Consider the following 21,489-nt stretch of genomic DNA (forward strand, 5'->3'; position numbering starts at 1 on the left):
ACGACATGGTCAGGACCCCGCCCCGGAGTGTGTTGTCACCGGAGGGGCGGGGTCCTGTCGGGTCATGGCGAGCATCCCAGCCCGTGGAGACCGTGCTCCCTCAACTCCCGTTCGCAGTCGCCGACTTCATCGGTACGCCCGGCCTCCCGCGCCGCGTCCCGCTGCGCGGCCAGCGCCTCGCACACATCGCAGGGCGCTGCCTCCGGCCCGGCGGCGGGCACCGTCGTCACGACGACCACCGGGTGAGCGCTGCCTCCAGCGAGCGCAGCACCTCGGGGGTCGGCGCGGCCCAGACTCCGGGAAGGCGGGAGGGAGCGGGGGGAGGGGTGACGTGCTGAGCGGTGGGCGCGCGGTGGGGGAGCTGGGGGAGGGTGGTCGTCGTCATACGGGTTCACTCCTCAGGTGGGGCGCTACCGGCCTGTGGCTGTGGCTGTGCCACGAGCATGACGCCTGAACCGGGCGAAAACGTCGCGGACAGGGCCGGGTTGACACGTTCGGCGGCGGCTGAATTCCCGTACGCCCCGAACGGCCGGGGCCGCCGTGCCCATCAGCACACGGCGGCCCCGGTGGCCTGCAACCAACCTGCGAATACCGTCAGTTGACCCTTAGCCCACACCGCTCATCAGCTGATACTGCCCATCAGCCGCTTGACCTTGCCGCGGTACGACCACACCGCCGCGCCCGCGACCACCGCGAGCACGGCCTCCAGGGCCACCACGCCCATACGGTCGAGGTTGACGCCCGCGACCGAGAGGAGGCCGGTCGTAGCGTCGCCCGCCGTGACCGCCAGGAACCAGACGCCCATCATCTGGGAGGCGTACTTCGCCGGGGCCATCTTCGTCGTGACCGACAGGCCGACCGGGGAGAGGGTCAGTTCGCCGACCGTCTGGACGAAGTAGATCGCCACGATCCACATCGCCGCCGCCTTGTGACCGTCCCCGGCGATCGACAGCGGCGCCAGGAAGAGGAAGAACGAGACACCGACCAGGACCAGGCCCGACGCGAACTTCACGATCGTGCTCGGCTCCTTGCCCATCCGGTTCAGCGCCAGCCAGAACCAGGCGAAGACCGGCGCCAACGCCATGATCAGCACCGGGTTCACCGACTGGTACCAGGAGACCGGGAACTCCCAGCCGAAGACCGTGTTCTCGGCCTTGCCGTCGGCGAAGATCGACAGGGTCGTGGCGCCCTGGTCGTAGATCATCCAGAAGACGGCGGCGGCGACGAAGAACCAGATGTACGCCGACATCGACGACTGCTCGGCCTTGTTCAGGTCCTTGTCGCGCTTGATGCGGGCCAGCACGACCACCGGGACGATCAGCCCGAGCAGGATCAGCGGGACCATGACCCAGTTCAGCGTGTAGTGGCCGGAGAAGCCGACGAACGCGTAGAACACGGCCGCGATGCCCGCCCAGACCGCCGCCTTGCGCAGCGTCGCGGACTTCTCCGCGGCGGACAGCGGGGTCGGGACGACGCTGGAGCGCGCGTCCAGGTGCCGGCTGCCCAGCAGGAACTGGGCGAGGCCGAGGGCCATGCCGAGCGCGGCGAGGGCGAAGCCGAGATGCCAGTTGACCTTCTCGCCGATCGTGCCGATCACCAGCGGCGCGGCGAACGCGCCCGCGTTGATGCCCATGTAGAAGACGGTGAAGCCGCCGTCGCGGCGCGGGTCGTCCGGGCCGTCGTACAGGTGGCCGACCATGGTGGAGATGTTGGCCTTCAGCAGACCCGAGCCGATCGCGACGAGCCCGAGGCCCGCGTAGAAGGTGCCCGCTGTCGGCAGGGCCAGCGTCAGATGGCCGAGCATGATGATGCCGCCGGCCACGGCGACGGTCTTGCGGGGGCCCCAGACCCGGTCGCCGAACCAGCCGCCCGGCAGGGCGAGCAGATAGACGAGCGAGACGTAGACGGAGCCGATCGCGGTCGCGGCCGTCGCACTGAGGTGCAGGCCGCTCGGGGCGATCAGGTACAGGGGGAGCAGTGCCCGCATGCCGTAGTAGGAGAACCTCTCCCACATCTCGGTCATGAAGAGTGTGGCCAGTCCGCGGGGGTGGCCGAAGAAGGACCGTTCGGAGACGGGGGAATCCTTCGTCAGGCTGGACGCCATGGGTCGTTCCTTGCTGTCGGGGCGCACGAAAAAAGACCTTCGGCAGAAAACTCGCCAAAGGTCCTCAGGTGCCGTTAAGAGCTCCAGTCACCATACGACAGTTCACTGTGGTAAATAAAAGGACTTGAGATACGGATCACAGGTGATGGGTACGCAACAGTCGCTTATTCGAAGGTAAGAGACAGGATCTCATCGCAGAGGCACAGGTTTGCGGGTGGGGGTGCGGCGGGCACCGCCCGCGCCGCCCCGGGCGCTCTCGTCCTGGTGTCCGAAGGTAAGAATCAAGAACGCCTGGTCACACCCCAGACGGCGTCCAGGGCGGTCTACCATCAGTTCATGACCCGTGTACTGCTCGCTGAGGACGACGCGTCCATCTCGGAGCCGCTGGCCCGCGCACTGCGCCGGGAAGGTTACGAGGTCGAGGTCCGCGAGGACGGCCCGACCGCGCTCGACGCCGGCGTCCAGGGCGGTATCGACCTGGTCGTTCTCGACCTGGGACTGCCCGGTATGGACGGCCTCGAAGTGGCCCGCCGGCTGCGTGCCGAGGGACTGACCGTCCCGATCCTCATCCTGACCGCGCGCGCCGACGAGGTGGACACCGTCGTCGGCCTCGACGCGGGCGCCGACGACTACGTCACCAAGCCCTTCCGGCTCGCCGAACTGCTCGCCCGTGTCCGGGCCCTGCTCCGGCGCGGCGCCGCCGAGCCGCAGCAGCCGCCCGCCACGCACGGCGTGCGGATCGACGTCGAGTCGCACCGGGCGTGGATGGGTGAGGAGGAGCTCCAGCTCACGGCGAAGGAGTTCGACCTGCTGCGGGTGCTGGTGCGTGACGCTGGGCGGGTGGTGACCCGCGACCAGCTGATGCGTGAGGTGTGGGACACGACGTGGTGGTCGTCGACCAAGACGCTCGACATGCATATCTCCTGGCTGCGGAAGAAGCTGGGCGATGATGCGGCGAACCCTCGGTACATCGCGACGGTACGGGGTGTCGGTTTCCGTTTCGAGAAGAGTTAGCAGACTTGGCGGAGCTGGACGCGCGTAACGCCGTGGGGGTTGTGCTTGGCGCGCGGCTGGCGGCCGGTGGGGGCTGATCGCGCAGTTCCCCGCGCCCCTGGAGCGCCCCTGCGGGGCGCCCAGGGCGGTCTCGCAGCGCACCGCCCGTCGTCCGTCAGCCATCGCCCGGAGGGGCCGTGCGTCGTCGCCTTATCCAGTCCACCCTCGCTGTCGTGCTCGTAGTGATCGCCGTCTTCGGGGTGTCCCTGGTCATCGTCGAGACGCGGACGATCAGTGCCAGTGCGCAGGAGCGGGTGGATTCCGAGGCTGTGCGGCTGGCCAGCATTGTGGACAGTCGGATTCTCGGGGACGAGCAGATCAACTCCAAGGTGCTCGGCGGCCTGGTCACCGGGGACCGGTACGCCGTTGTACGCATCCCCGGGCGCGCGGCGATCGAGGTCGGGGACAAGCCCGTAGGGGACGTCATCTCGGCCGAGGAGGACGGGGAGGAGGGTGAGACCGTCCGGGTCGAGGAACCCCGTTCCTCCGTGACCCGTGAGGTCGGCCGCACCCTGCTGATCATCGGCGCCGTAGCGCTCCTGGCGGTCATCGCGGCCGTCCTGCTCGCCGTACGGCAGGCCAACCGCCTCGCCTCACCGCTCACCGACCTCGCCGAGACCGCCGAACGCCTCGGCTCGGGCGACCCGCGCCCCCGGCACAAGCGGTACGGCGTCCCGGAGCTGGACCGGGTCGCGGATGTACTGGACGGCTCGGCGGAACGCATCGCCCGAATGCTCACGGCGGAACGCCGCTTGGCCGCCGACGCCTCGCACCAGCTCCGCACCCCCCTCACAGCCCTCTCCATGCGCCTGGAGGAGATCACCCTCACCGACGACCCGGACACGGTGAAGGAGGAGGCCACGATCGCGCTCACGCAGGTCGAACGCCTCACGGACGTCGTCGAACGGCTGCTGACCAACGCCCGCGACCCGCGTACCGGCTCCGCCGTCTCCTTCGACCTCGACGAGGTCATCCAGCAGCAGCTAGCCGAGTGGCGCCCCGCCTACCGCAGCGCGGGCCGGGCCATAGTCAGCTCGGGCAAGCGGCATCTGCAGGCGGTGGGCACCCCGGGAGCGGTCGCCCAGGTACTGGCCGCCCTGATCGAGAACTCCCTCATGCACGGCGGCGGCACGGTCGCCCTACGCACCCGCGTCATCGGCAACCAGGCCGTGATCGAGGTCACAGACGAGGGCGCCGGCGTCCCCGCCGACCTAGGAGCCCGGATCTTCGAGCGAGCCATCAGCGGCCGCAACTCCACAGGCATCGGCCTGGCAGTAGCCCGAGACCTGGCAGAGGCCGACGCAGGCCGCCTGGAACTCCTCCAACAGCAGCCCCCGATCTTCGGCCTCTTCCTCTCCCGAACCCCCCTGAAGAAGCCACAGGACGGCGAGGAGGAGCGCACGGTGCGCTAACAGGCAAGGACCAGGGGGCGCGCCCCTAAGGGGCGCGGGGAACTGCGCGACGAGCCACGACGGCGCGGCACCGAACCGAACCCGCTCAGCCCACCCGCTGCCGTCTTTAGGGGCGCGGGGAACTGCGCGACCAGCCACAACGGCGCCGCACCGAACCGACCCGCTCAACCCACCCGCTGCCGCTGACTCCGCCGCCCCGGAATCGCCCCACCCTCGGGGAGATCCTCCAAGATCGCCTCCGCACTGGCCACAGCCTCCCGCGCCGGCAGCGTACGGAACACCCACGTCCGGTACGACCAGAACCGGAACAACGTCGCGACCCCGATCCCCACGAACTTGAAGACGTTGCTCTGCAGCGGACTGTCCAGCCCGAACCCGTACGTCGCCGCGTAAAGCACACCGTTCTCGATGACGAGCCCCACCGCGCTGAACAGCAGGAACAGCGTCAGTTCCTTCGTACGCCCGCTCTTGTCGCGGTCCCGGTAGGTGAAGTACCGGAAGCCGATGTAGTTCGTGCAGATAGCCACCACCGTCGCGACCACACTCGCCCGGACCACCTGGAGGTCGGTCGTGTGGCGGACCAGGTTGAACACGAGCAGGTTGACGAGAAGCCCCGCCGTGCCCACCGCCCCGAACTTCGCGACCTCGGCCGCGAACTGGTCGAAGCGCCGGCGCACGGCGCCCGGAGGCTTCGTACGCGGCCCGTCGGAACCACGTTTGGAACCACGTTCCATGGTCTGTCGGCCCCCGTCTGTGGGATCGCCCTGTGGGATTTCGTCAACTCAGCCATGCTAACCACCCCCTCTGGGGCTCGCCTGTGTGTACGGGGTCACAGGCGTGTAATCAGGCCGCCCTGGCCGGGCCGATACTCTTGGAGGGTGACGTTCCCGGTAGTCGGCATGGTCGGCGGGGGGCAGCTCGCTCGTATGACACACGAGGCGGGCATCCCGCTAGGCATCAGGTTCAAGCTCCTCAGTGACACCCCGCAGGACTCCGCTGCGCAGGTCGTCGGCGATGTCGTCGTCGGCGACTACCGCGACCTGGAGACGCTGCGCGCGTTCGCGCAGGGGTGCGATGTGATCACTTTCGATCATGAACACGTTCCCACCGAGCATCTACGGGCCCTGGAGGCGGACGGCATCCCCGTCCGCCCCGGCCCGGACGCGCTCGTGCACGCCCAGGACAAGGGCGTGATGCGGGCGAAGCTCGTCGAGATCGGCGTGCCGTGCCCACGGCACCGGATCGTGGCGGACCCCGCCGACGTCGTCGCCTTCGCGGCCGAGGGGGACGGCTTCCCGGTCGTCCTCAAGACGGTCCGCGGCGGGTACGACGGCAAGGGCGTGTGGGTCGTCCGGTCCGAGGCGGACGCGGCCGACCCCTTCCGGGCCGGCGTCCCGGTCCTGGCCGAGGAGAAGGTCGACTTCGTACGGGAACTCGCGGCGAACGTCGTCCGCTCCCCGCACGGCCAGGCGGTCGCGTACCCGGTCGTCGAGTCGCAGCAGGTCGACGGCGTGTGCGACACGGTCATCGCCCCGGCGCCCGGCATAGGGGAGGAGCTGGCCCTCCAGGCCGGGGAACTCGCCCTGCGCATCGCCAAGGAACTCGGCGTGGTCGGCCACCTCGCCGTCGAACTGTTCGAGACCCGCGACGGCCGCATCCTCGTCAACGAACTGGCGATGCGCCCGCACAACTCGGGCCACTGGACCCAGGACGGCGCGATCACCAGCCAGTTCGCCAACCACGTCCGCGCGGTCCTCGACCTCCCCCTCGGCGACCCGCGCCCCCGCGCCAAGTGGACGGTCATGGCGAACGTCCTGGGCGGCGACTACCCCGACATGTACTCCGCGTACCTGCACTGCATGGCCCGCGACCCCCAGCTGAAGATCCACATGTACGGCAAGGACGTGAAGCCCGGCCGCAAGGTGGGCCACGTCAACACCTACGGCGACGACCTCGACGACGTGCTGGAGCGCGCCCGTCACGCAGCCGGCTACCTGAGAGGCACGATCACCGAATGAGCCCCGTTGCAGAACCCGGTGCGGGACCCCTCGTAGGCATCGTCATGGGGTCGGACTCCGACTGGCCCGTCATGGAAGCAGCCGCCCAGGCCCTGGACGAGTTCGAGATCGCGTACGAGGTCGACGTCGTCTCCGCCCACCGCATGCCGCACGAGATGATCGCGTACGGCGAGCAGGCCGCCGAGCGCGGACTGAAGGCGATCATCGCCGGGGCGGGCGGCGCGGCCCACCTGCCCGGCATGCTGGCGTCGGTGACCCCGCTCCCGGTGATCGGCGTACCGGTCCCCCTCAAGTACCTCGACGGCATGGACTCGCTGCTGTCGATCGTCCAGATGCCGGCCGGGGTGCCGGTCGCGACGGTCTCGGTCGGCGGCGCGCGCAACGCGGGCCTGCTCGCGGCGCGCATCCTCGCCTCGCACGACGAGGAACTCCTCGGCCGGATGCGGGAGTTCCAGCAGGAGCTGAACGACCAGGCCACCGAGAAGGGCAAGCGGCTGCGCGCCAAGATCGAGAGCGGCGCGGGCAACGGCTTCGGCTTCGGGCAGTGACGCCTGTGAGCAGCTCACTGGAGGAGGCCCGGGAACTGCTGCGCGAGTTCCCGGTCGTCGACGGCCACAACGACCTCCCGTGGGCGCTGCGCGAACAGGTCCGCTACGACCTCGACGCCCGCGACATCGCCACCGCCCAGAACGCCCACCTGCACACCGACATCCCGCGCCTGCGCGAGGGCGGGGTCGGCGCGCAGTACTGGTCGGTGTACGTCCGCTCGGACCTCCCCGACGCGGTGCCCGCGACCCTCGAACAGATCGACTGCGTACGTCAGTTGATCGCGCGGTACGGGAACGAGCTGCGGCCCGCCCTCACGGCCGCCGACATGGAGGCGGGCCGGCGTGAGGGCCGTATCGCCTCCCTCATGGGCGCGGAGGGCGGCCACTCGATCGCCAACTCCCTCGGCACCCTGCGGGGGTTGTACGAGCTGGGCGTGCGCTACATGACCCTCACCCACAACGACAACGTGGCGTGGGCGGACTCGGCGACCGACGAGCCGGGCGTCGGCGGTCTGTCGGAGTTCGGCCGCGAGGTGGTCCGGGAGATGAACCGCCTCGGCATGCTGGTCGACCTCTCGCATGTCGCCGCGACGACGATGCGGCACGCGCTGGACGCGTCTGTCGCGCCGGTGATCTTCTCCCACTCCTCCTCGCGCGCGGTGTGCGACCACCCGCGCAACATCCCGGACGACGTACTGGAACGCCTGCCCGTCAACGGCGGAATGGCCATGGTGACCTTCGTACCGAAGTTCGTCCTCCAGGCCGCCGTCGACTGGACGGCCGCCGCGGACGACAACATGCGCGCCCACGGCTTCCACCACCTCGCCACGACCCCCGAGGCGATGAAGATCCACCACGCCTTCGAGGAGCGGAACCCCCGCCCGATCGCGACGGTCTCGACGGTCGCCGACCACCTGGACCACATGCGCGAGGTGGCCGGAATCGACCACCTGGGCATCGGCGGCGACTATGACGGCACCGCGTTCACCCCGGACGGCCTGAACGACGTGTCCGGATATCCGAACCTCATCGCCGAACTCCTCGACCGGGGCTGGTCGAAGGGCGATCTCACCAAGCTGACCTGGGAGAACGCGGTGCGGGTGCTGGGGGCGGCGGAGGATGTGGCACGGGAGGTGCGGGAGAGGCTGGGGCCGTCCAACGCCACGCTGGGCGAACTGGACGGCTGAGGGGTGGTGCGACCCCTCAGAACGCGCCAGAGAGACGACTGTCTGTTGAACCGTGGCCACAACGGGTAAGAGCCCTAGGCGCGTTCAGCGCTTCTCGGAGCGGGGCGAGAGTTGGAGGGGGCGGCATTGGCTGGGAATCGGGGTGCGGTTGTCTGGCGGAAGAGCAGCTACAGCGCTCACCCGGAGCCGAACTGCTGCGAGGTTGCCGTGCTTCCCGGGATGGTCCGGGTACGTGATTCCAAACGGCCGGACAGCACGTCAGTGAGCTTTACAGCGGACACCTGGAGAGCGGCGATAGCGTTGTTCCTCGCCCGGGACACCACAGGCGGGGACCACATGTGACGTGCGCGTGAAGCAGACCGATTACGGGATGTGAGATGAGCGGCGAACGCCGACAGCAGACGGTGACCAGGTATCACGGGTTGCCCGGGTACTGCGTGGTGACCGGTGTGCTCGCCATGGCTGCCGGGGCGGGCGTCTCACTGCTGGGCGGAAGTCCGTGGATACGGCTTGTGATGTGGCTGGCGGTGCTTGTCGCGGTGTCGGCGGCCGCGGGCTGGTGGTGGGTGCGCTCACCGGCTACGGCCCGCCACTGGACGGTCGATCTTCTGGTCCGTCCGGCAGTGCGGAACGTACCGTCTCGAAGGTCATGACGAACGCCCAGATCGTCAGGGGCCCTCCGCCGAAGGCGACGGCCAGACAGAACCAGGGCGGTACGCCCATCCCGATACCGGCGAAGGCCACCAGAGTGAGAGTGGCCGAGGAGAACACGACCAGGGCGGCGAGGTTGCGCAGGAGCCTGATCGTGTCGTCGACGTCGGCCCGCCCGCGCCCGCGCTGGGGACCGGGCGGACGAGCAGGCCTTTCGTCGGATGCGGTTCCCGACTCCAGGAAGATGTTGTAGCTGGGCCCAGGGCGGCGAGAGCGGCCGGGATCCAGCTCCGGTCCCTTGCACTCGTCGTCGCTGGTCATGGCGTCCCCTGGGCCTAAGCACACGCTGACTGGGTGTCAGGAGCGGTGGTAGTTTTCGATCAGGTCGTCGAAGAGTGCCATCGTGTCCTCCTCGTTGAGTGCCTTGTTCTCCAGATCCTCGAAGCACTCCTGGTAGCGGGCGACCAGTTCCCGGTCGTCCCGGTTGGTCAGTGTGCCGCCGGGGCCGGCGACGTACAGGACGTCCTCGTCGTCGCGGAAGCCGAGGAGGAAGAAGCTGCTGTCCAGGCTGGCGTGCGCGCCGGCGGTGAGGGGCAGGGCCCGCAGAGTGACACGCTGCTCGGTGACGAGGCCCTTGAGGAAGGCCAGTTGGCGTCGCATGGTCGCAGGGCCGCCGATCTGGCGACGCAGGGCGGCCTCGTCCAGGATCATCTCGACGCGGGGGCCGTCCTCCTGGAGGATTCTCTCCTGGCGGGCCAGCCGTAGGTCGATGAGCTGCCTGGCCTTCGCCACGGGCTCACCGACCTCGAAGAAGGCGGTGACGTAGTCCGAGATCTGCAGCTGGCCCGGAATGAGACTCGGGTGGTAGCCCCGGATGGTGTTCGCCGCGCTCTCGTACCCCAGGTACTGGTTGAACGGCTGGCTGATGACGTCGTTGTACTCGGACCACCAGGACTGGCCCTTGCTGCCCCGGGCCGCCTCTTCCAGTTCCGTGACGACCGCTGCGTCCTCAACGCCGTACTCAAGGAGCATCGCGCGCAGATCCGTGACGGACAGGCTGACCGTGCCCGCCTCGATGCGGATGAGCTTGGACAGTGACCACTCAAGAGCTTCGGCCGCTTCACGCTGCGTCAGACCGCGGTTGTCGCGGGCTGACTTCAGCGCCAGTCGCAGCTTGCGGCGATTGAGACTCGGGTCCACGGCCGTGGGCATTAAAGCTCCTCAGGATCTTGACTGCGGCGGTTGGGCACTGGTCGTGCCGAAACTTCGCCATCGTAGTAGGTCGACTCGCGTCACATCCATTCGCCTCTACTCCGATAGAACTAATGCTTGCCGCTGCCGTCTAAATGGGCCTACCCAAACGACACCTGTCTAATCGACGGCAGCTGTTGGCGACTGCCGAAGTTGTGCAGGTCACATGGAGGCCGGAGACAGGCGTGACGTGTGGTGCGAGTGAGGCAGGTGTGGCGTCGGGCGAAGCGAGTACTGGTCCCGGCGTACCCCCGAACGCCCCACCCACCAGGAAGCCCCCTCGCCCCCGTGCGACGGTGGCCGTATTGCGATCACGAGGTAGATCACGACGTACGGAGCCCGTCATGGCCGACCTGCAGGACGAACTGCACACCACAGCCGAGGTCGGGGAACTCGACCCGCGTCTTCCCTTGCCGGAGCCCGACGACGACGGAGCGGCGGAGGTCGACTTCTCGCTCGTCTCCGACCCGGACGCCGACCCACTCGACCGAGCCCACGCGATCCTCGCCGCGCACCCCGTCGCCGACGGCTACAGCGGACTGCCCTGGGCGCTGCGGCACCTGCCCTGGTACGACCTGGAGTTGGGGGAGAGCACTGTGGACACCGATGTGCCCCGGATGCGACGAGGCCACGTGGGCGCGCTGTTCTGGGCGCTGCACCTGCCGGAGGGGCTCGCCGGCGACCGGGCCGTCGGGGCCACCCTGGAGCAGCTGGACCTCGTGAAGACGGTCGCCCGGAGCCACCCCGAGGGGCTGCGGCTCGCGGGCACCGCCGGGCAGGTCACCGACGCCCGCAACTGCGGACGGGTCGCTGTCGTGCTCGGGCCCGCCTCGGCCGCCGCCCTCGACGACTCGCTCGGCATCCTGCGCGTCCTGCACTCCCTGGGCCTGCGCGTGCTCACCCTCGCCGGCACGTCCTGGGCCAGCGAGGCCGGGCTCACCCGGTTCGGCGAGGAGGTGGTCCGCGAGATGAACCGGCTCGGCGTGCTGGCCGACCTCTCGGGCGCCTCCGCGGCCACCATCCACCGCGCCGTCGGGATCTCCAAGGCGCCGGCCCTCTGCACCCGCTCCGCCGCCCGCGCGCTGCGCCCCCACCCCGCCAACCTGCCCGACGAGACGCTCGCCGAGCTGGGCGCGGCCGGGGGCCTGTGCCTGGTGCCGCTGACGGCTGAGCAGACCGGACCGTCCGTCCGTGACGTGGCCGACCATCTCGACCACGTCCGTGCGGTCGCGGGCCCGGAGTCCGTCGGCCTGTCCGGCACGTACGACTCCGGCAGCGCCCACCCCCAGGAACTCGGCGACGCCTCCTGCTACCCGAACCTGATCGCCGAACTCCTGCGCCGAGGCTGGACCGAACCCGACCTGGCCCTCCTCACCTGGGGAAACGTCCAGCGTGTCCTGCGCAGCGCAGACTTCACGGCCAAGGCGGCACAGCAGCGCCGGGAGCCGTCCACGGCCCGCATCGCGGAACTGGACGGCTGACCCGCCCCGAGTCCTACGGGCTCACCCGAGTTCTACGGGCTCAGGGGCGCTCGATCCGGCAGAGGCAGAACGGATGCCCTGCCGGATCGGCGTACACCCTGAAATCCCGCCGCCCGTCCTGGTCGTCCAGGTCCAGCGGGCGGGCGCCCAGCGCCAGGACAACCTCCTGCGCCGCGTCCAGCTCCGCCCGGGTGGACCCGGCGTCCAGGTCGAGATGGAACTGCTGGGAGCCGTGGTCGGCCCGCGGCCACTCGGGCGGGGAGTACCTGGGCGCCCGCTGGAAGGCCAGCCGTGGCCCGCCGGGGACGAGCAGCACGACCCAGTCCGGGTCCTCGTCCGCCGGCGTACCGCCGACGACACCCGCGTAGAAGCGGGCCAGCGCCCGTGGGTCCGGGCAGTCGACGACGACGGTACGGAAACGGGCCACGGGTGCTACGGGATCATCCTGGGCCATCCGGGATCAGCCCGCGCAGAGGCAGAACGGGTGCCCCGCCGGGTCCGCGTAGACGCGGAAGGAACGGGCGCGGTCCTCCGTCTCCAGCGGCTTCGCGCCCAGCGCGAGCACCTCCCGCTCGGCCGTGTCCAGGTCGGGCACGGTCACGTCCAGGTGGAACTGCTGCGAGGCGTCGGGCGACGGCCACTTCGGCGGTACGTGGCCGGGGGCGGCCTGGAAGGCCAGTTTCGGCCCGTCCGGGAGCCGCAGGTCGACCCAGTCCTCCTGGTCCTCGGGCGTACCGCCCAGCAGCGCGGCGTAGAAGGCGGCGAGTGCGCCGGGGTCGGGACAGTCCAGGACGACGGATTCGAGCTTGGCGATGGGCATGGCTTCCTCCGTTGATTGCTTTTGATGACCTTGCTTCTCAGTTTCCCTGTCACCTGTTACCGGTTGATGGCGCTTATCCGGTAACGGTCCCACGCTAGCGGTTACCGTATGCCCATGCCTAGGAGGTAACGTCACCTGTGTGAGTGAGAACGCGTCCGCGCCCGGGGGGCTGGCCCTCGTGGAGGCCCTGGTCAACACCAGGAGCCTGGACTCGGACCGGGACGCGCTGAACACCGCCGAGGGGCGGGCCGCGTTCGGCATCCAGCGGATCGGCGAGCGGGAACTGGCGGCCGTGAAGGAGCTGCGGGAGTCCCTGCGGGCCGTCTGCCTCGCACACGCCGGACATCCACCGCACGACGACTCCGTCACTCCCCTGGGCCAACTGCTCTCCAGGGCGCCGCTGTTGGTCACCGTCGACGACCAGGACGGCTCGGCCCGGCTCACCGCCGCCGACGAGGGGCCACTGCTCTCCCGGGTGGCGGCGGCCGTCGCGGAGGCGCTCACCGACGGCACCTGGCTGCGCCTCAAGGCGTGCGAACTGCCCGACTGCCACTGGGCGTACTACGACCGCAGCCCCGCAGGGAAGCGGCGCTGGTGCTCCATGTCGGTGTGCGGGGCCCGCGCGAAGATGCGCCGGTACCGTGCGAAGTAGGCTTCTGTGTACGGGAGTTCGATCACGATCACGCGTCGACGGAACGGAGCCCCTGCCATGCCGATCCCCGGTCCCCGTGACGTCCTCGCCCGCTACCAGCAGGCGATGCTCGACTGGTCCGCCGACGATCTGGCCGACCTGTACGCGGTCGACGCCGTCCACGAGTTCCCGTTCCTCTTCCCCGGCATGCCCGAGCGCTACCAGGGCCGCGAAGAGGTCCGCGCCGGATACCGGGCGGCCTGGGGCGCGAGCCCGGCGCGGCCGGAGGAGATCCGTGACGTCGTCGTCCACGACAGCACGGACCCCGAGGTGATCACCGTCGAGCAGGTCGTCACCGGGACCGTGACCACGACCGGCCGTCCCTTCAGCTTCCCCGGACTCCTGGTGATCCGGGTCCGCGACGGCCTGATCGTGCATGTCCGCGACTACATGGACGGACTCCGCGTCGCACACACGATGGGCCGCCTGCCGGCCGTGGTCACCGCTCTCGGCGACGGCTCCCGCCCCTAGCTCCTAGGCCTCGCTCTCGGCCCCGCCGCCCTTCCCCCGCGGCGCTGCGGCCCGCGACCCCACCAGCAGCAGGCACAGTACGGCGATCCCGGCGACGATCCCCGTCAGGAGCAGCAACGGGTCCAGCGGCCGTACCGAGGCGACGGTGGCCGTGGAGGTGGCGGGCTGGGCCTGGGGAGCCGTCCCGGCGGGCGCCGAGGAGGCGGGGGAGGGGGCAGTGGTCGGCGTGGGCGTCGTTCGGCCGGGGGCGGCCGGTGCCGAGGCCGACGGGGTCGTGCGGGTCGGTGTGCGGCCGGTCGACGTCGTCGGCCGGCTCATGCCGCTCCCGGTCCCGGTGCCTGTCCCGTGGTGCTCCGAGCCCGAACCCGAGGAGGATTCCGTATGGGTGTGGGAGTGCGTCGGGGCCGCCGAGGTCGCGGGGGCCGGTGCCTGGACCGTGATTCCGGCCGTCATGTTCGGATGCACGGTGCAGTAGTAGGCGTACGAACCGGCCGTCGTGAAGGTGAAGCTCCAGCTCTCGCCCTTGTTCAGCATGGGGGAGTGGATCTGGACCGGGCCCGAGGTGGTCTTCACGTCGTGCGGGGCCGTGTCCTGGTTGGTCCAGGTCACCGTGGAACCGGCGGGGACGGTCAGGGCCGCCGGGGCGAAGGCGTACCCCTGCATGGTGACCCGGTAGGTGGCCGCCGAGGCCTGCCCGGGCAGGGCCAGCAGCAGGGCGACGAGGGCCAGTACGGGGACCAGGGCCGCCCGGCGTACGGTCCTGCCCGCCGTCCTCACGCGAACTCCGCGGCGACCAGCAGCCGCAGCCGGGTCGCCGGGCGAGGCAGCCGGCCGGGACGGAACCCGGTCGCGCGGCGCAGGAGGCGGTACGGCAGCCGGGCCGTGCCCACGACGAGCAGGCGGTCGTCGGCGCGCTCGACGACGCGGAAGCGCAGCAGGGCGGGGAAGCGGACGCCGCGCAGATTCAGGTCGCCGGTGACCTGCAACTTCCTTCCGCCGTCGAGGAGTTCGACGGTGTCGGAGGTGAGGGTCGTGAGGGCGACGTGGGTGGCGGGTGTGCCGTCTGCCTGGTCGAGACCTGCGAACTCGAAGCGGAGGGCGGGGAGTTCTCCGGGATCGGTGAGGGCGTCGGGCACGGTCAGGGAGGCGTCGGTGAGGGTGACGCGTCGGCGGAGGGTGGGCAACGGGCCGTACCAGGTGGTGAGTTCGACGAGCGAGCGGTCGGGGGCCACGGCGTACCGGCCGGGAAGCGGCAGTACGGGGGCGGTGGCGGTGGGCAGGGTGACGGTTGTCATCCCGGGTCTCCTTGGAAAGCGGTTCCCGAAGTGTGGCGGGGTTGTGGAGAATGGGGCAGGCGCCGGTCCGGCCGACTGAGCCTCGGCCGGACCGGCGTCCCTTTTCTCGGGGTGAGCCCTGGGGCGACCCCTGTCAGCAGCTGCCGGTGAGGAAGTCCTCGGTGGGTGCGAGCAGGTGCTCGGCCCAGACCGTGTGCATCTTCACGTAGCTGTCGACGTCGAGCAGATCGGTGATCTGCTGCCCGGGCGACTCCTCCAGGTGCGCCGAGTTGATGTGGGCCAGCAGCACACTGAGCGTGTCGTCGAGAACCGTGCCGCCGCCTTCGAGGGCGGGCGTCAGGATCGTCTCGACCCACACCGTGTGCAGCTTGATGTACGAGTCCAGCGCGAGCGCGTCCTGCACCTGCTGGCCCGGAGACCGCTCCAGGTGCGCGGCGTTGATGTGCTGGAGGATCGGCAGCAGCACGTCCTGGACGCTGGCGCACTGCTCGTCGCCGCCGTCACCGCCCCCGGTACCGCCCGTGCTGCCGGTGCTGCCACCGGTCGTGCCGCCCGTGGTGGTGCCGCCGGTGGTCGTGCCACCGGTGGTGCTGCCGCCCGAGGTCGAACCGCCGGTGGTTCCGCCGGTCGTACCACCGGTGGTGGTGCCACCCGTCGTACCTCCGGTGGAACCGCCCGTCGAGCCGCCTGTCGAGCCGCCTGTCGAGCCACCCGTGGTGCCGCCGGTCGTGCCGCTGTCGGCCGCGACGACCTTCACCGACGCGACCATGTCCGGGTGGACCGCGCAGTAGTACTCGTACGTGCCGGCCGTCGTGAAGGTGTACGACCAGGAGTCGCCCTGCGCCAGCGTGCCCGAGTCGAACTTCTTCGGGCCCTTGGTGGTGGTGACCGTGTGCGGCACGCTGTCGTGGTTGGTCCAGCGCACGGTCTCGCCGACCTCGACGACCAGCTGCTTACCGTCGCCGAACTTGTTGTTCATGATGTCGACCTGTTGGTCGGGTGCCGCCGCGGCGGCCTGCTGCACGTCGGCCGCCGCGGCTGCGGGCGCCTGAGCCGCGCCCGCCGCCGTGTCCGAGGTGCTGGTGGCCGTCGTGCTGCCCGAGGCCGCCTGGAGCAGTCCCAGGCTGAGCACGGCGGCGAAGGCCGCGCCGAGCCCCGCGACCAGCAGGGGCCGGTTCCCGGCGGGCGACCCGCGACGCGATGCGCGCTCGCCGGTTTCGTCGGTGCGTTTCACAACAACTCCTTGGTTTTCAGGGGGTTTCAGGGGGGATTCACTGGCCGGGATCGGCAGTGACCAGCAGACTCGTCACGGCGAGCACGACGAGGACGAGCCCCGTCTCCGCCGCGACCGAGTAACCGAAAGGCCGCACGGTGGCGGCGTCGCCGCGCAGCAGCACGGCGAGATCGAGGCGGGTGCGCACCCACTGGCGGCTGCACTGGGCGGCCAGCAGGACACCCGCGAGCACGGCGGTCTTGACCAGCAGCAACTGCCCGTACGAGGTGTGCAGCAGGGCGTCGTACGACCCCACGACCTGCCACGCGAGCACCAGCCCGGCGACGGCGATCGCGGCGACCGAACCTGCGGCGAGCCGCGAGTAACCGGGCACCACCGCCGCCAGTTCGACGGGCTCCCGGCGCGGCAGCACGGCCACCGTCAGCATGACAAGCCCGCCGATCCACAGGGCCGCCCCGAGCAGATGGACCAGGTCGGCGACCGCACCCCACGCCGGGTCGCTGCCCTCGGAGCTGTGCCCGCGCATACCGGTCGTCCGCAGCAGCCCGAGCGCCACGGCGAGGGCACCCACCCGCCAGCCGGGCGAGCGCGAGGTGGCCGCCCCGCCCTGCAAGAGCGCGCTCAGTACGACGGCCGCGAGCACCCACAGCAGCCCGCGCGCGGCGAGCGCGACCCCGGGCTCGGTGGTGAGCACCTCGGTGTACGACGCCGGGCGCAGCGCGTCCCGCAGGCCGCCGAAGGAGACGTACGCGCCCTGGAGCCCGATGCCCGCGACCGTCGACAGCAGCCCGCACACCCAGGCCAGCGTGAGCAGCGCCCGCGCCCGGGCCGCCTCCGCGCCGCGCGGCCACAGCAGCGCGACGAAGGCGAGCCCGCCGACGAACACGGCCAGCGCGAGATACCCGGTCCAGCGAGCGGCGACGAGGCCCTTCCGCACCAGGGGCGAGGGGGAAGGGGCGGCTGCGGCCTCGTCGCCGCGGTCCTGGGCGCCCGCTGTCGTACCGGTGGTGAAGGCGAGCCGGCCGGAGGAGGCGTGCCCGTCCTCCATGTCGACGACCGACCAGACGACGAAGAGCGTGCCGTTCGCCGGACTGCCGGTGGCGATCCGCACGGTGTCGGTGCCGGTGTGCGCAGGACGAGTGACCGGGAGCCGGTCGCCTTCGGGGGTCATGGCGCGTACGTCGACGAGGTCGACGGGCTCGTCGAAGGTGAGGGTGAGGTGGTCGGGGGCCTTGGCGAGCTTCGCGCCGTCCTTCGGGACCGAGCGGACCAGCTCGGTGTGGGCGGCGGCGGGGGTCGCACCGACGACCAGACCGCAGAGGAGGACGGCGAGGAGGAGCGGGAGGAGCGTGCGGAGGCGGGTCACGGGGTGGCCTCCGGCAGCGGGGACGCGGAGGGGGAGGCCGAGGCGGAGCCGCCGAGGAGGGAGGAGAGCGGGGCGAGCCCGACGCACGGGGAGGCCGTCGGCTCGGGCGTCTCGTCGGCGTCCGTGCCGTTGAGGAGGCCGAACAACGGCTGGGTGATGCCGGTGAGGACAGGCGCCACGAGCCGTACCTCGCCGTCGGCGCAGGTGGCGTCGTCGGTCGGCGGCGCGGAGTCGGAGGGCGACGGGGAGGGGGAGGAGGAGACAGGCGGAGTGGTGGGCGTCGGGGTCGGGGAGGTGCCGTGCCCGGTATGGCCTCCGTGACCGGCGGTGCCGTCGCCGGAGCCGGTGCCAGGGTCGCCGTACACCGGCAACTGCCCGGTATCGACCGGCACTTGGCCCGTCCAGCCGCTGCCGGTGCCCCCGCCCATGTCCATGCCCGTGCCGCTGCCCGGTGCCTGGGCTCCGGAGTCGCCCGGCGCGGAGTTCGGCGGTGCCGTGGCCGCGGGGAGCGACGACGGGGGAGCGGCGGCCTCGGCGGCGCCGGAGGCCGTGGAGGCGCCGATGCCCGACGCGTAGCCGAGCACGATCACCACCGCCCCGACCAGAGCCCCCGCGACGAACTCGTCGCGATGGTCCCTGGGCCACTCCGCCCTGCGGAACACGGGCATGATCACACTCCCTGGCATGGTCCGGTCATTCCGATCGGTGAATGCGGACCATTGGAGGGCGGTGCGGATTCCACTTGACTACGCGCCAGTTAACTAAGTGTTGCCCACCTCTCTTTCGGGGGTCCCCCCGCTGTGAGATGGGTCGAGAACGCTGTCAATACACGCAATGCGACGGTGAAGAACTCGCGCAGACGGAACGGCAATTCCCACACATTGCTCGAATGAATTCGAATCAGTTCTGGGGATTCTGCGGAGATGGCATATGCCGCCAGGTCGCGGGCCCGTCGCGCCCGGGCTGCGGGCGGCCGTCGGGGTCGACCCGCCCCGATCCGCGCCGAGCCGCACGGGGGCGCGCTTTATCTCGACCCCTCCGGACGCGGCGACGAAACCCCGGAATTTACCAACCGTTGGGAATTCGGCGAAGCCCGGAATTCCGCGCGACCGCGAAAAACCCGATCAGTGAAGATCAGGCAGTGGGACGCCCCATTGCCCGATACGTCCACCCGGCCTTCCGCCACAGTTCCGGGTCGAGGGCGTTGCGCCCGTCCAGGACCAGCCGGTGGGCCACCGCCTCGCCCAGCGCCGCCGGGTCCAGCTCGCGGAACTCGCGCCACTCGGTCAGGTGGAGTACGGCGTCGGCGCCCCGAACCGCCTCAACGGCCGTGTCGGCGTACGTGAGCGTCGGGAAGAGCCGACGGGCGTTGGCCATGCCCTTCGGGTCGTACACCGTCACCTGGCCGCCCTGGAGGTGGATCTGGCCGGCGACGTTGAGGGCCGGCGAGTCACGGACGTCGTCCGAGTCGGGCTTGAAGGTGGCGCCGAGCACCGCGACCCGCTTGCCGAGGAAGGGGCCGCCGCCCAGCGCCTGCCGGGCCAGCTCCACCATCTGGCCGCGCTGGCGCATGTTGATGGAGTCGATCTCGCGCAGGAAGGTCAGCGCCTGGTCGGCGCCCAGCTCACCGGCGCGCGCCATGAAGGCGCGGATGTCCTTCGGGAGGCAGCCGCCGCCGAAGCCGATGCCGGCCCGCAGGAACTTCTTGCCGATCCGGTCGTCGTACCCGATCGCCTCCGCCAGCTTCGCCACATCCCCGTCGGCGGCCTCGCAGACCTCCGCCATGGCGTTGATGAACGAGATCTTGGTGGCCAGGAAGGAGTTCGCGGCGGTCTTCACCAGCTCGGCGGTCGGGAAGTCGGTGACGACGAACGGCGTCCCCTCCGCGATCGGCGTGGCGTACACCTCGCGCAGCAGCTTCTCGGCCCGCTCGCTGCGGACGCCGACCACGACCCGGTCGGGGTGCAGCGTGTCCTGGACGGCGAAGCCCTCGCGCAGGAACTCCGGGTTCCAGGCCAGCTCGGCGTCCGCGCCGACGGGGGCGAGGCCTGAGATCGCCCGGGCGAGCCGGTCCGCCGAACCGACGGGCACGGTCGACTTCCCGACGACGAGGGTGGGGGAGGTGAGATGCGGGGCCAGGGACTCGATCGCGGCATCGACGTACGACATGTCACAGGCGTACTCGCCGTGCTTCTGCGGGGTGTTCACGCAGACGAAGTGGACGTCGCCGAAGGCGGCGACCTCGGCCCAGTCCATGGTGAAGCGCAGCCGCCCGGTGGACCCCTCGATCCCCGCGACATGCTTGCGCAGCAGCTCTTCGAGCCCGGGTTCGTACATGGGGACCTGCCCGCGCCGCAGCAGGTCGATCTTCTCCTCGACGACGTCCAGCCCCAGCACCTCGAAACCGAGCTCGGCCATGGCGGCGGCGTGGGTGGCGCCGAGATATCCGGTGCCGATCACGGTGATCTTGAGAGCCATGGGTTGCTCCTGGGGTCTGGGTCGTACGTGCCGTCGGGTCGAACGTGCGATGGACGAGCATAGTCGGGGCGTTTCAGGGCCCCTCACCGGGCAGATTTCCCCAACACACTCCTCCTGTCGCCAAGCTCACGTATCACTCACGTGGACAGGCCCCTAAAATTTGGGTTAGCGAGCGTGTTACTTAACGGTAGTTAGCGTCAGTCATACAGTTACAGCGTCTTTGGAGCGTGAGAGACCTTGGCCGGATCGGCTGATTTCGACCTGTACCGCCCGTCCGAGGAGCACGACATGCTCCGCGACGCGATCCGCTCCCTGGCCGAGGCGAAGATCTTGCCGTACGCCGCAGCCGTGGACGAGGAGGCCCGCTTCCCGCGGGAGGCCCACGACGCGCTGGTCGCGAACGACCTGCACGCGGTGCACGTACCGGAGTCGTACGGCGGCGCGGGCGCGGACGCGCTGGCGACCGTGATCGTGATCGAGGAGGTGGCGCGGGTCTGCGCCAGCTCCTCCCTCATCCCGGCCGTGAACAAGCTGGGCTCCCTCCCGGTGATCCTGTCCGGTTCGGAGGAGCTGAAGAAGAAGTACATGACGCCGCTCGCCAAGGGCGACGGCATGTTCTCGTACTGCCTCTCGGAGCCCGACGCGGGTTCGGACGCGGCCGGCATGAAGACGAAGGCGGTCCGCGACGGCGACTTCTGGGTCCTCAACGGCGTGAAGCGCTGGATCACCAACGCGGGCGAGTCCGAGTACTACACGGTGATGGCGGTGACCGACCCGACGAAGCGCAGCAAGGGCATCTCGGCCTTCGTCGTCGAGAAGTCCGACGAGGGCGTCTCCTTCGGCGCCCCCGAGAAGAAGCTCGGCATCAAGGGCTCCCCGACCCGCGAGGTCTACCTCGACAACGTCCGCATCCCGGCCGACCGCATGATCGGCGACGAGGGCACCGGCTTCGCCACCGCGATGAAGACCCTGGACCACACCCGCATCACGATCGCCGCGCAGGCGCTGGGCATCGCGCAGGGCGCCCTCGACTACGCCAAGGGGTACGTCAAGGAGCGCAAGCAGTTCGGCAAGCCGATCGCCGACTTCCAGGGCATCCAGTTCATGCTCGCCGACATGGCGATGAAGATCGCCGCCGCCCGCGCCCTGACCTACCAGGCCGCGGCCGCCTCGGAACGCCTCGACAGCGACCTCACCTTCCAGGGCGCGGCGGCGAAGTGCTTCGCGTCGGACGTGGCGATGGAGGTCACCACGGACGCGGTCCAGCTGCTCGGCGGCTACGGCTACACCCGTGACTACCCGGTGGAGCGCATGATGCGCGACGCGAAGATCACGCAGATCTACGAGGGCACGAACCAGGTCCAGCGCATCGTGATGGCGAGGAACCTCCCGTAACAACCCCGAACACGCGAGTCGGCCCCTGCCCGAA

24 protein-coding genes are annotated in these 21,489 nt (G+C 70.3%); 10 read left to right on the forward strand and 14 right to left on the reverse strand.

The features are described from left to right. Positions 1–62: 62 nt before the first annotated feature. The 3 genes from LUX31_RS28500 to LUX31_RS28510 all read right to left on the reverse strand — a co-directional run bounded on the left by LUX31_RS28500 (position 63) and on the right by LUX31_RS28510 (position 2,104). A complete protein-coding gene (locus tag LUX31_RS28500) occupies positions 63–230 on the reverse strand; it encodes a hypothetical protein (RefSeq protein ID WP_235478172.1) in 168 nt (55 codons plus the stop codon). Beyond that, positions 227–385, reverse strand: coding sequence for a hypothetical protein (locus tag LUX31_RS28505; RefSeq protein ID WP_235478173.1), 159 nt, complete (start codon positions 383–385; stop codon positions 227–229). The genes LUX31_RS28500 and LUX31_RS28505 overlap by 4 nt, the downstream gene beginning before the upstream one ends. 237 nt (positions 386–622) lie before the next feature. Next, the gene (locus LUX31_RS28510) at positions 623–2,104 is read right to left on the reverse strand and encodes an oligopeptide:H+ symporter (RefSeq protein WP_235478174.1); all 1,482 of its coding nucleotides are present in this window, start codon (positions 2,102–2,104) and stop codon (positions 623–625) included. A gap of 336 nt (positions 2,105–2,440) precedes the next feature. On the opposite strand from LUX31_RS28510, the gene LUX31_RS28515 reads away from it, so the two are divergent. Both LUX31_RS28515 and LUX31_RS28520 read left to right on the forward strand, forming a co-directional pair. Further along, the gene (locus LUX31_RS28515; protein WP_235478175.1) at positions 2,441–3,118 is read left to right on the forward strand and encodes a response regulator transcription factor; all 678 of its coding nucleotides are present in this window, start codon (positions 2,441–2,443) and stop codon (positions 3,116–3,118) included. A 176-nt stretch (positions 3,119–3,294) separates the two neighbouring features. Then, the gene (locus LUX31_RS28520) at positions 3,295–4,569 is read left to right on the forward strand and encodes an ATP-binding protein (RefSeq protein WP_235478176.1); all 1,275 of its coding nucleotides are present in this window, start codon (positions 3,295–3,297) and stop codon (positions 4,567–4,569) included. Positions 4,570–4,733: 164 nt separating this feature from the next. Here the strand turns inward: LUX31_RS28520 and LUX31_RS28525 are convergent, their stop codons facing one another. After that, positions 4,734–5,303, reverse strand: coding sequence for a GtrA family protein (locus LUX31_RS28525; protein ID WP_235478177.1), 570 nt, complete (start codon positions 5,301–5,303; stop codon positions 4,734–4,736). A 144-nt stretch (positions 5,304–5,447) separates the two neighbouring features. On the opposite strand from LUX31_RS28525, the gene LUX31_RS28530 reads away from it, so the two are divergent. The 4 genes from LUX31_RS28530 to LUX31_RS37550 all read left to right on the forward strand — a co-directional run bounded on the left by LUX31_RS28530 (position 5,448) and on the right by LUX31_RS37550 (position 8,664). Continuing rightward, entirely contained in the window at positions 5,448–6,587 is a 1,140-nt protein-coding gene (locus LUX31_RS28530; protein WP_235478178.1) for a 5-(carboxyamino)imidazole ribonucleotide synthase, read from the forward strand. Next, positions 6,584–7,135, forward strand: coding sequence for a 5-(carboxyamino)imidazole ribonucleotide mutase (gene purE, locus LUX31_RS28535; protein ID WP_235478179.1), 552 nt, complete (start codon positions 6,584–6,586; stop codon positions 7,133–7,135). Before LUX31_RS28530 ends, purE begins: the two co-directional genes overlap by 4 nt. A gap of 5 nt (positions 7,136–7,140) precedes the next feature. Continuing rightward, entirely contained in the window at positions 7,141–8,322 is a 1,182-nt protein-coding gene (locus tag LUX31_RS28540) for a dipeptidase (RefSeq protein ID WP_235478180.1), read from the forward strand. Positions 8,323–8,448: 126 nt separating this feature from the next. Next, the gene (locus LUX31_RS37550; protein WP_268828210.1) at positions 8,449–8,664 is read left to right on the forward strand and encodes a DUF397 domain-containing protein; all 216 of its coding nucleotides are present in this window, start codon (positions 8,449–8,451) and stop codon (positions 8,662–8,664) included. A 237-nt stretch (positions 8,665–8,901) separates the two neighbouring features. Here LUX31_RS37550 and LUX31_RS28550 read toward each other — a convergent pair whose 3' ends face one another. Then, positions 8,902–9,294 carry a hypothetical protein gene (locus tag LUX31_RS28550; protein WP_235478181.1) on the reverse strand — a complete coding sequence of 131 codons (393 nt, stop codon included), beginning with the start codon at positions 9,292–9,294 and terminating at the stop codon, positions 8,902–8,904. 36 nt (positions 9,295–9,330) lie between these two features. Then, positions 9,331–10,185 (reverse strand): helix-turn-helix domain-containing protein, encoded by an 855-nt coding sequence (locus LUX31_RS28555; protein WP_235478182.1) that lies wholly within the window; start codon positions 10,183–10,185, stop codon positions 9,331–9,333. A 383-nt stretch (positions 10,186–10,568) separates the two neighbouring features. Here LUX31_RS28555 and LUX31_RS28560 point away from each other — a divergent pair, with 383 nt between their 5' ends. After that, positions 10,569–11,705 carry a dipeptidase gene (locus LUX31_RS28560; protein WP_235478183.1) on the forward strand — a complete coding sequence of 379 codons (1,137 nt, stop codon included), beginning with the start codon at positions 10,569–10,571 and terminating at the stop codon, positions 11,703–11,705. Positions 11,706–11,745: 40 nt separating this feature from the next. On the opposite strand, the gene LUX31_RS28565 is transcribed toward LUX31_RS28560, so the two are convergent. Together LUX31_RS28565 and LUX31_RS28570 are read right to left on the reverse strand one after the other, a co-directional pair. Continuing rightward, entirely contained in the window at positions 11,746–12,159 is a 414-nt protein-coding gene (locus tag LUX31_RS28565; RefSeq protein ID WP_235478184.1) for a VOC family protein, read from the reverse strand. Between the two features lie 6 nt (positions 12,160–12,165). Beyond that, entirely contained in the window at positions 12,166–12,525 is a 360-nt protein-coding gene (locus tag LUX31_RS28570) for a VOC family protein (RefSeq protein WP_235478185.1), read from the reverse strand. Positions 12,526–12,664: 139 nt separating this feature from the next. On the opposite strand from LUX31_RS28570, the gene LUX31_RS28575 reads away from it, so the two are divergent. Further along, on the forward strand, positions 12,665–13,177 hold the full coding sequence (locus LUX31_RS28575) for a CGNR zinc finger domain-containing protein (RefSeq protein WP_235478186.1): 513 nt from the start codon (positions 12,665–12,667) through the stop codon (positions 13,175–13,177). Positions 13,178–13,234: 57 nt separating this feature from the next. Next, positions 13,235–13,687, forward strand: a complete 453-nt coding sequence (locus LUX31_RS28580; RefSeq protein WP_235478187.1) for a nuclear transport factor 2 family protein — start codon at positions 13,235–13,237, stop codon at positions 13,685–13,687. Positions 13,688–13,690: 3 nt separating this feature from the next. Here LUX31_RS28580 and LUX31_RS28585 read toward each other — a convergent pair whose 3' ends face one another. From LUX31_RS28585 to LUX31_RS28610, 6 genes are all read right to left on the reverse strand, one after another. Further along, positions 13,691–14,464, reverse strand: coding sequence for a cupredoxin domain-containing protein (locus tag LUX31_RS28585; protein WP_235478188.1), 774 nt, complete (start codon positions 14,462–14,464; stop codon positions 13,691–13,693). Continuing rightward, positions 14,461–14,982, reverse strand: coding sequence for a hypothetical protein (locus LUX31_RS28590; protein WP_235478189.1), 522 nt, complete (start codon positions 14,980–14,982; stop codon positions 14,461–14,463). The genes LUX31_RS28585 and LUX31_RS28590 overlap by 4 nt, the downstream gene beginning before the upstream one ends. Positions 14,983–15,115: 133 nt before the next feature. After that, positions 15,116–16,216, reverse strand: coding sequence for a cupredoxin domain-containing protein (locus tag LUX31_RS28595; protein ID WP_235478190.1), 1,101 nt, complete (start codon positions 16,214–16,216; stop codon positions 15,116–15,118). Between the two features lie 37 nt (positions 16,217–16,253). Further along, positions 16,254–17,582: a copper resistance CopC/CopD family protein gene (locus LUX31_RS28600; protein WP_235478191.1), complete on the reverse strand. Its 1,329-nt coding sequence runs from the start codon at positions 17,580–17,582 to the stop codon at positions 16,254–16,256. Further along, the gene (locus LUX31_RS28605; protein WP_235478192.1) at positions 17,579–18,250 is read right to left on the reverse strand and encodes a hypothetical protein; all 672 of its coding nucleotides are present in this window, start codon (positions 18,248–18,250) and stop codon (positions 17,579–17,581) included. Before LUX31_RS28605 ends, LUX31_RS28600 begins: the two co-directional genes overlap by 4 nt. Positions 18,251–18,716: 466 nt before the next feature. Then, complete coding sequence (locus LUX31_RS28610) at positions 18,717–20,060, reverse strand: UDP-glucose dehydrogenase family protein (protein WP_235478193.1); 1,344 nt, start codon at positions 20,058–20,060, stop codon at positions 18,717–18,719. A 237-nt stretch (positions 20,061–20,297) separates the two neighbouring features. On the opposite strand from LUX31_RS28610, the gene LUX31_RS28615 reads away from it, so the two are divergent. After that, a complete protein-coding gene (locus LUX31_RS28615) occupies positions 20,298–21,455 on the forward strand; it encodes an acyl-CoA dehydrogenase family protein (protein ID WP_235478194.1) in 1,158 nt (385 codons plus the stop codon). The last annotated feature ends 34 nt before the right edge of the window (positions 21,456–21,489 follow it).

It is taken from the genome of Streptomyces sp. GQFP (genome assembly GCF_021545335.1).
Classification (GTDB): domain Bacteria; phylum Actinomycetota; class Actinomycetes; order Streptomycetales; family Streptomycetaceae; genus Streptomyces.

What these genes read in the sequence shown, in the direction of transcription:
- LUX31_RS28505 (WP_235478173.1), bottom strand. Translation starts at nt 385, where the DNA reads ATGACGACGACCACCCTCCCCCAGCTCCCCCACCGCGCGCCCACCGCT.
- LUX31_RS28510 (WP_235478174.1), bottom strand. Translation starts at nt 2,104, where the DNA reads ATGGCGTCCAGCCTGACGAAGGATTCCCCCGTCTCCGAACGGTCCTTC.
- LUX31_RS28515 (WP_235478175.1), top strand. Translation starts at nt 2,441, where the DNA reads ATGACCCGTGTACTGCTCGCTGAGGACGACGCGTCCATCTCGGAGCCG.
- LUX31_RS28525 (WP_235478177.1), bottom strand. Translation starts at nt 5,303, where the DNA reads ATGGAACGTGGTTCCAAACGTGGTTCCGACGGGCCGCGTACGAAGCCT.
- purE (WP_235478179.1), top strand. Translation starts at nt 6,584, where the DNA reads ATGAGCCCCGTTGCAGAACCCGGTGCGGGACCCCTCGTAGGCATCGTC.
- LUX31_RS28550 (WP_235478181.1), bottom strand. Translation starts at nt 9,294, where the DNA reads ATGACCAGCGACGACGAGTGCAAGGGACCGGAGCTGGATCCCGGCCGC.
- LUX31_RS28555 (WP_235478182.1), bottom strand. Translation starts at nt 10,185, where the DNA reads ATGCCCACGGCCGTGGACCCGAGTCTCAATCGCCGCAAGCTGCGACTG.
- LUX31_RS28560 (WP_235478183.1), top strand. Translation starts at nt 10,569, where the DNA reads ATGGCCGACCTGCAGGACGAACTGCACACCACAGCCGAGGTCGGGGAA.
- LUX31_RS28565 (WP_235478184.1), bottom strand. Translation starts at nt 12,159, where the DNA reads ATGGCCCAGGATGATCCCGTAGCACCCGTGGCCCGTTTCCGTACCGTC.
- LUX31_RS28570 (WP_235478185.1), bottom strand. Translation starts at nt 12,525, where the DNA reads ATGCCCATCGCCAAGCTCGAATCCGTCGTCCTGGACTGTCCCGACCCC.
- LUX31_RS28580 (WP_235478187.1), top strand. Translation starts at nt 13,235, where the DNA reads ATGCCGATCCCCGGTCCCCGTGACGTCCTCGCCCGCTACCAGCAGGCG.
- LUX31_RS28590 (WP_235478189.1), bottom strand. Translation starts at nt 14,982, where the DNA reads ATGACAACCGTCACCCTGCCCACCGCCACCGCCCCCGTACTGCCGCTT.
- LUX31_RS28605 (WP_235478192.1), bottom strand. Translation starts at nt 18,250, where the DNA reads ATGCCCGTGTTCCGCAGGGCGGAGTGGCCCAGGGACCATCGCGACGAG.
- LUX31_RS28610 (WP_235478193.1), bottom strand. Translation starts at nt 20,060, where the DNA reads ATGGCTCTCAAGATCACCGTGATCGGCACCGGATATCTCGGCGCCACC.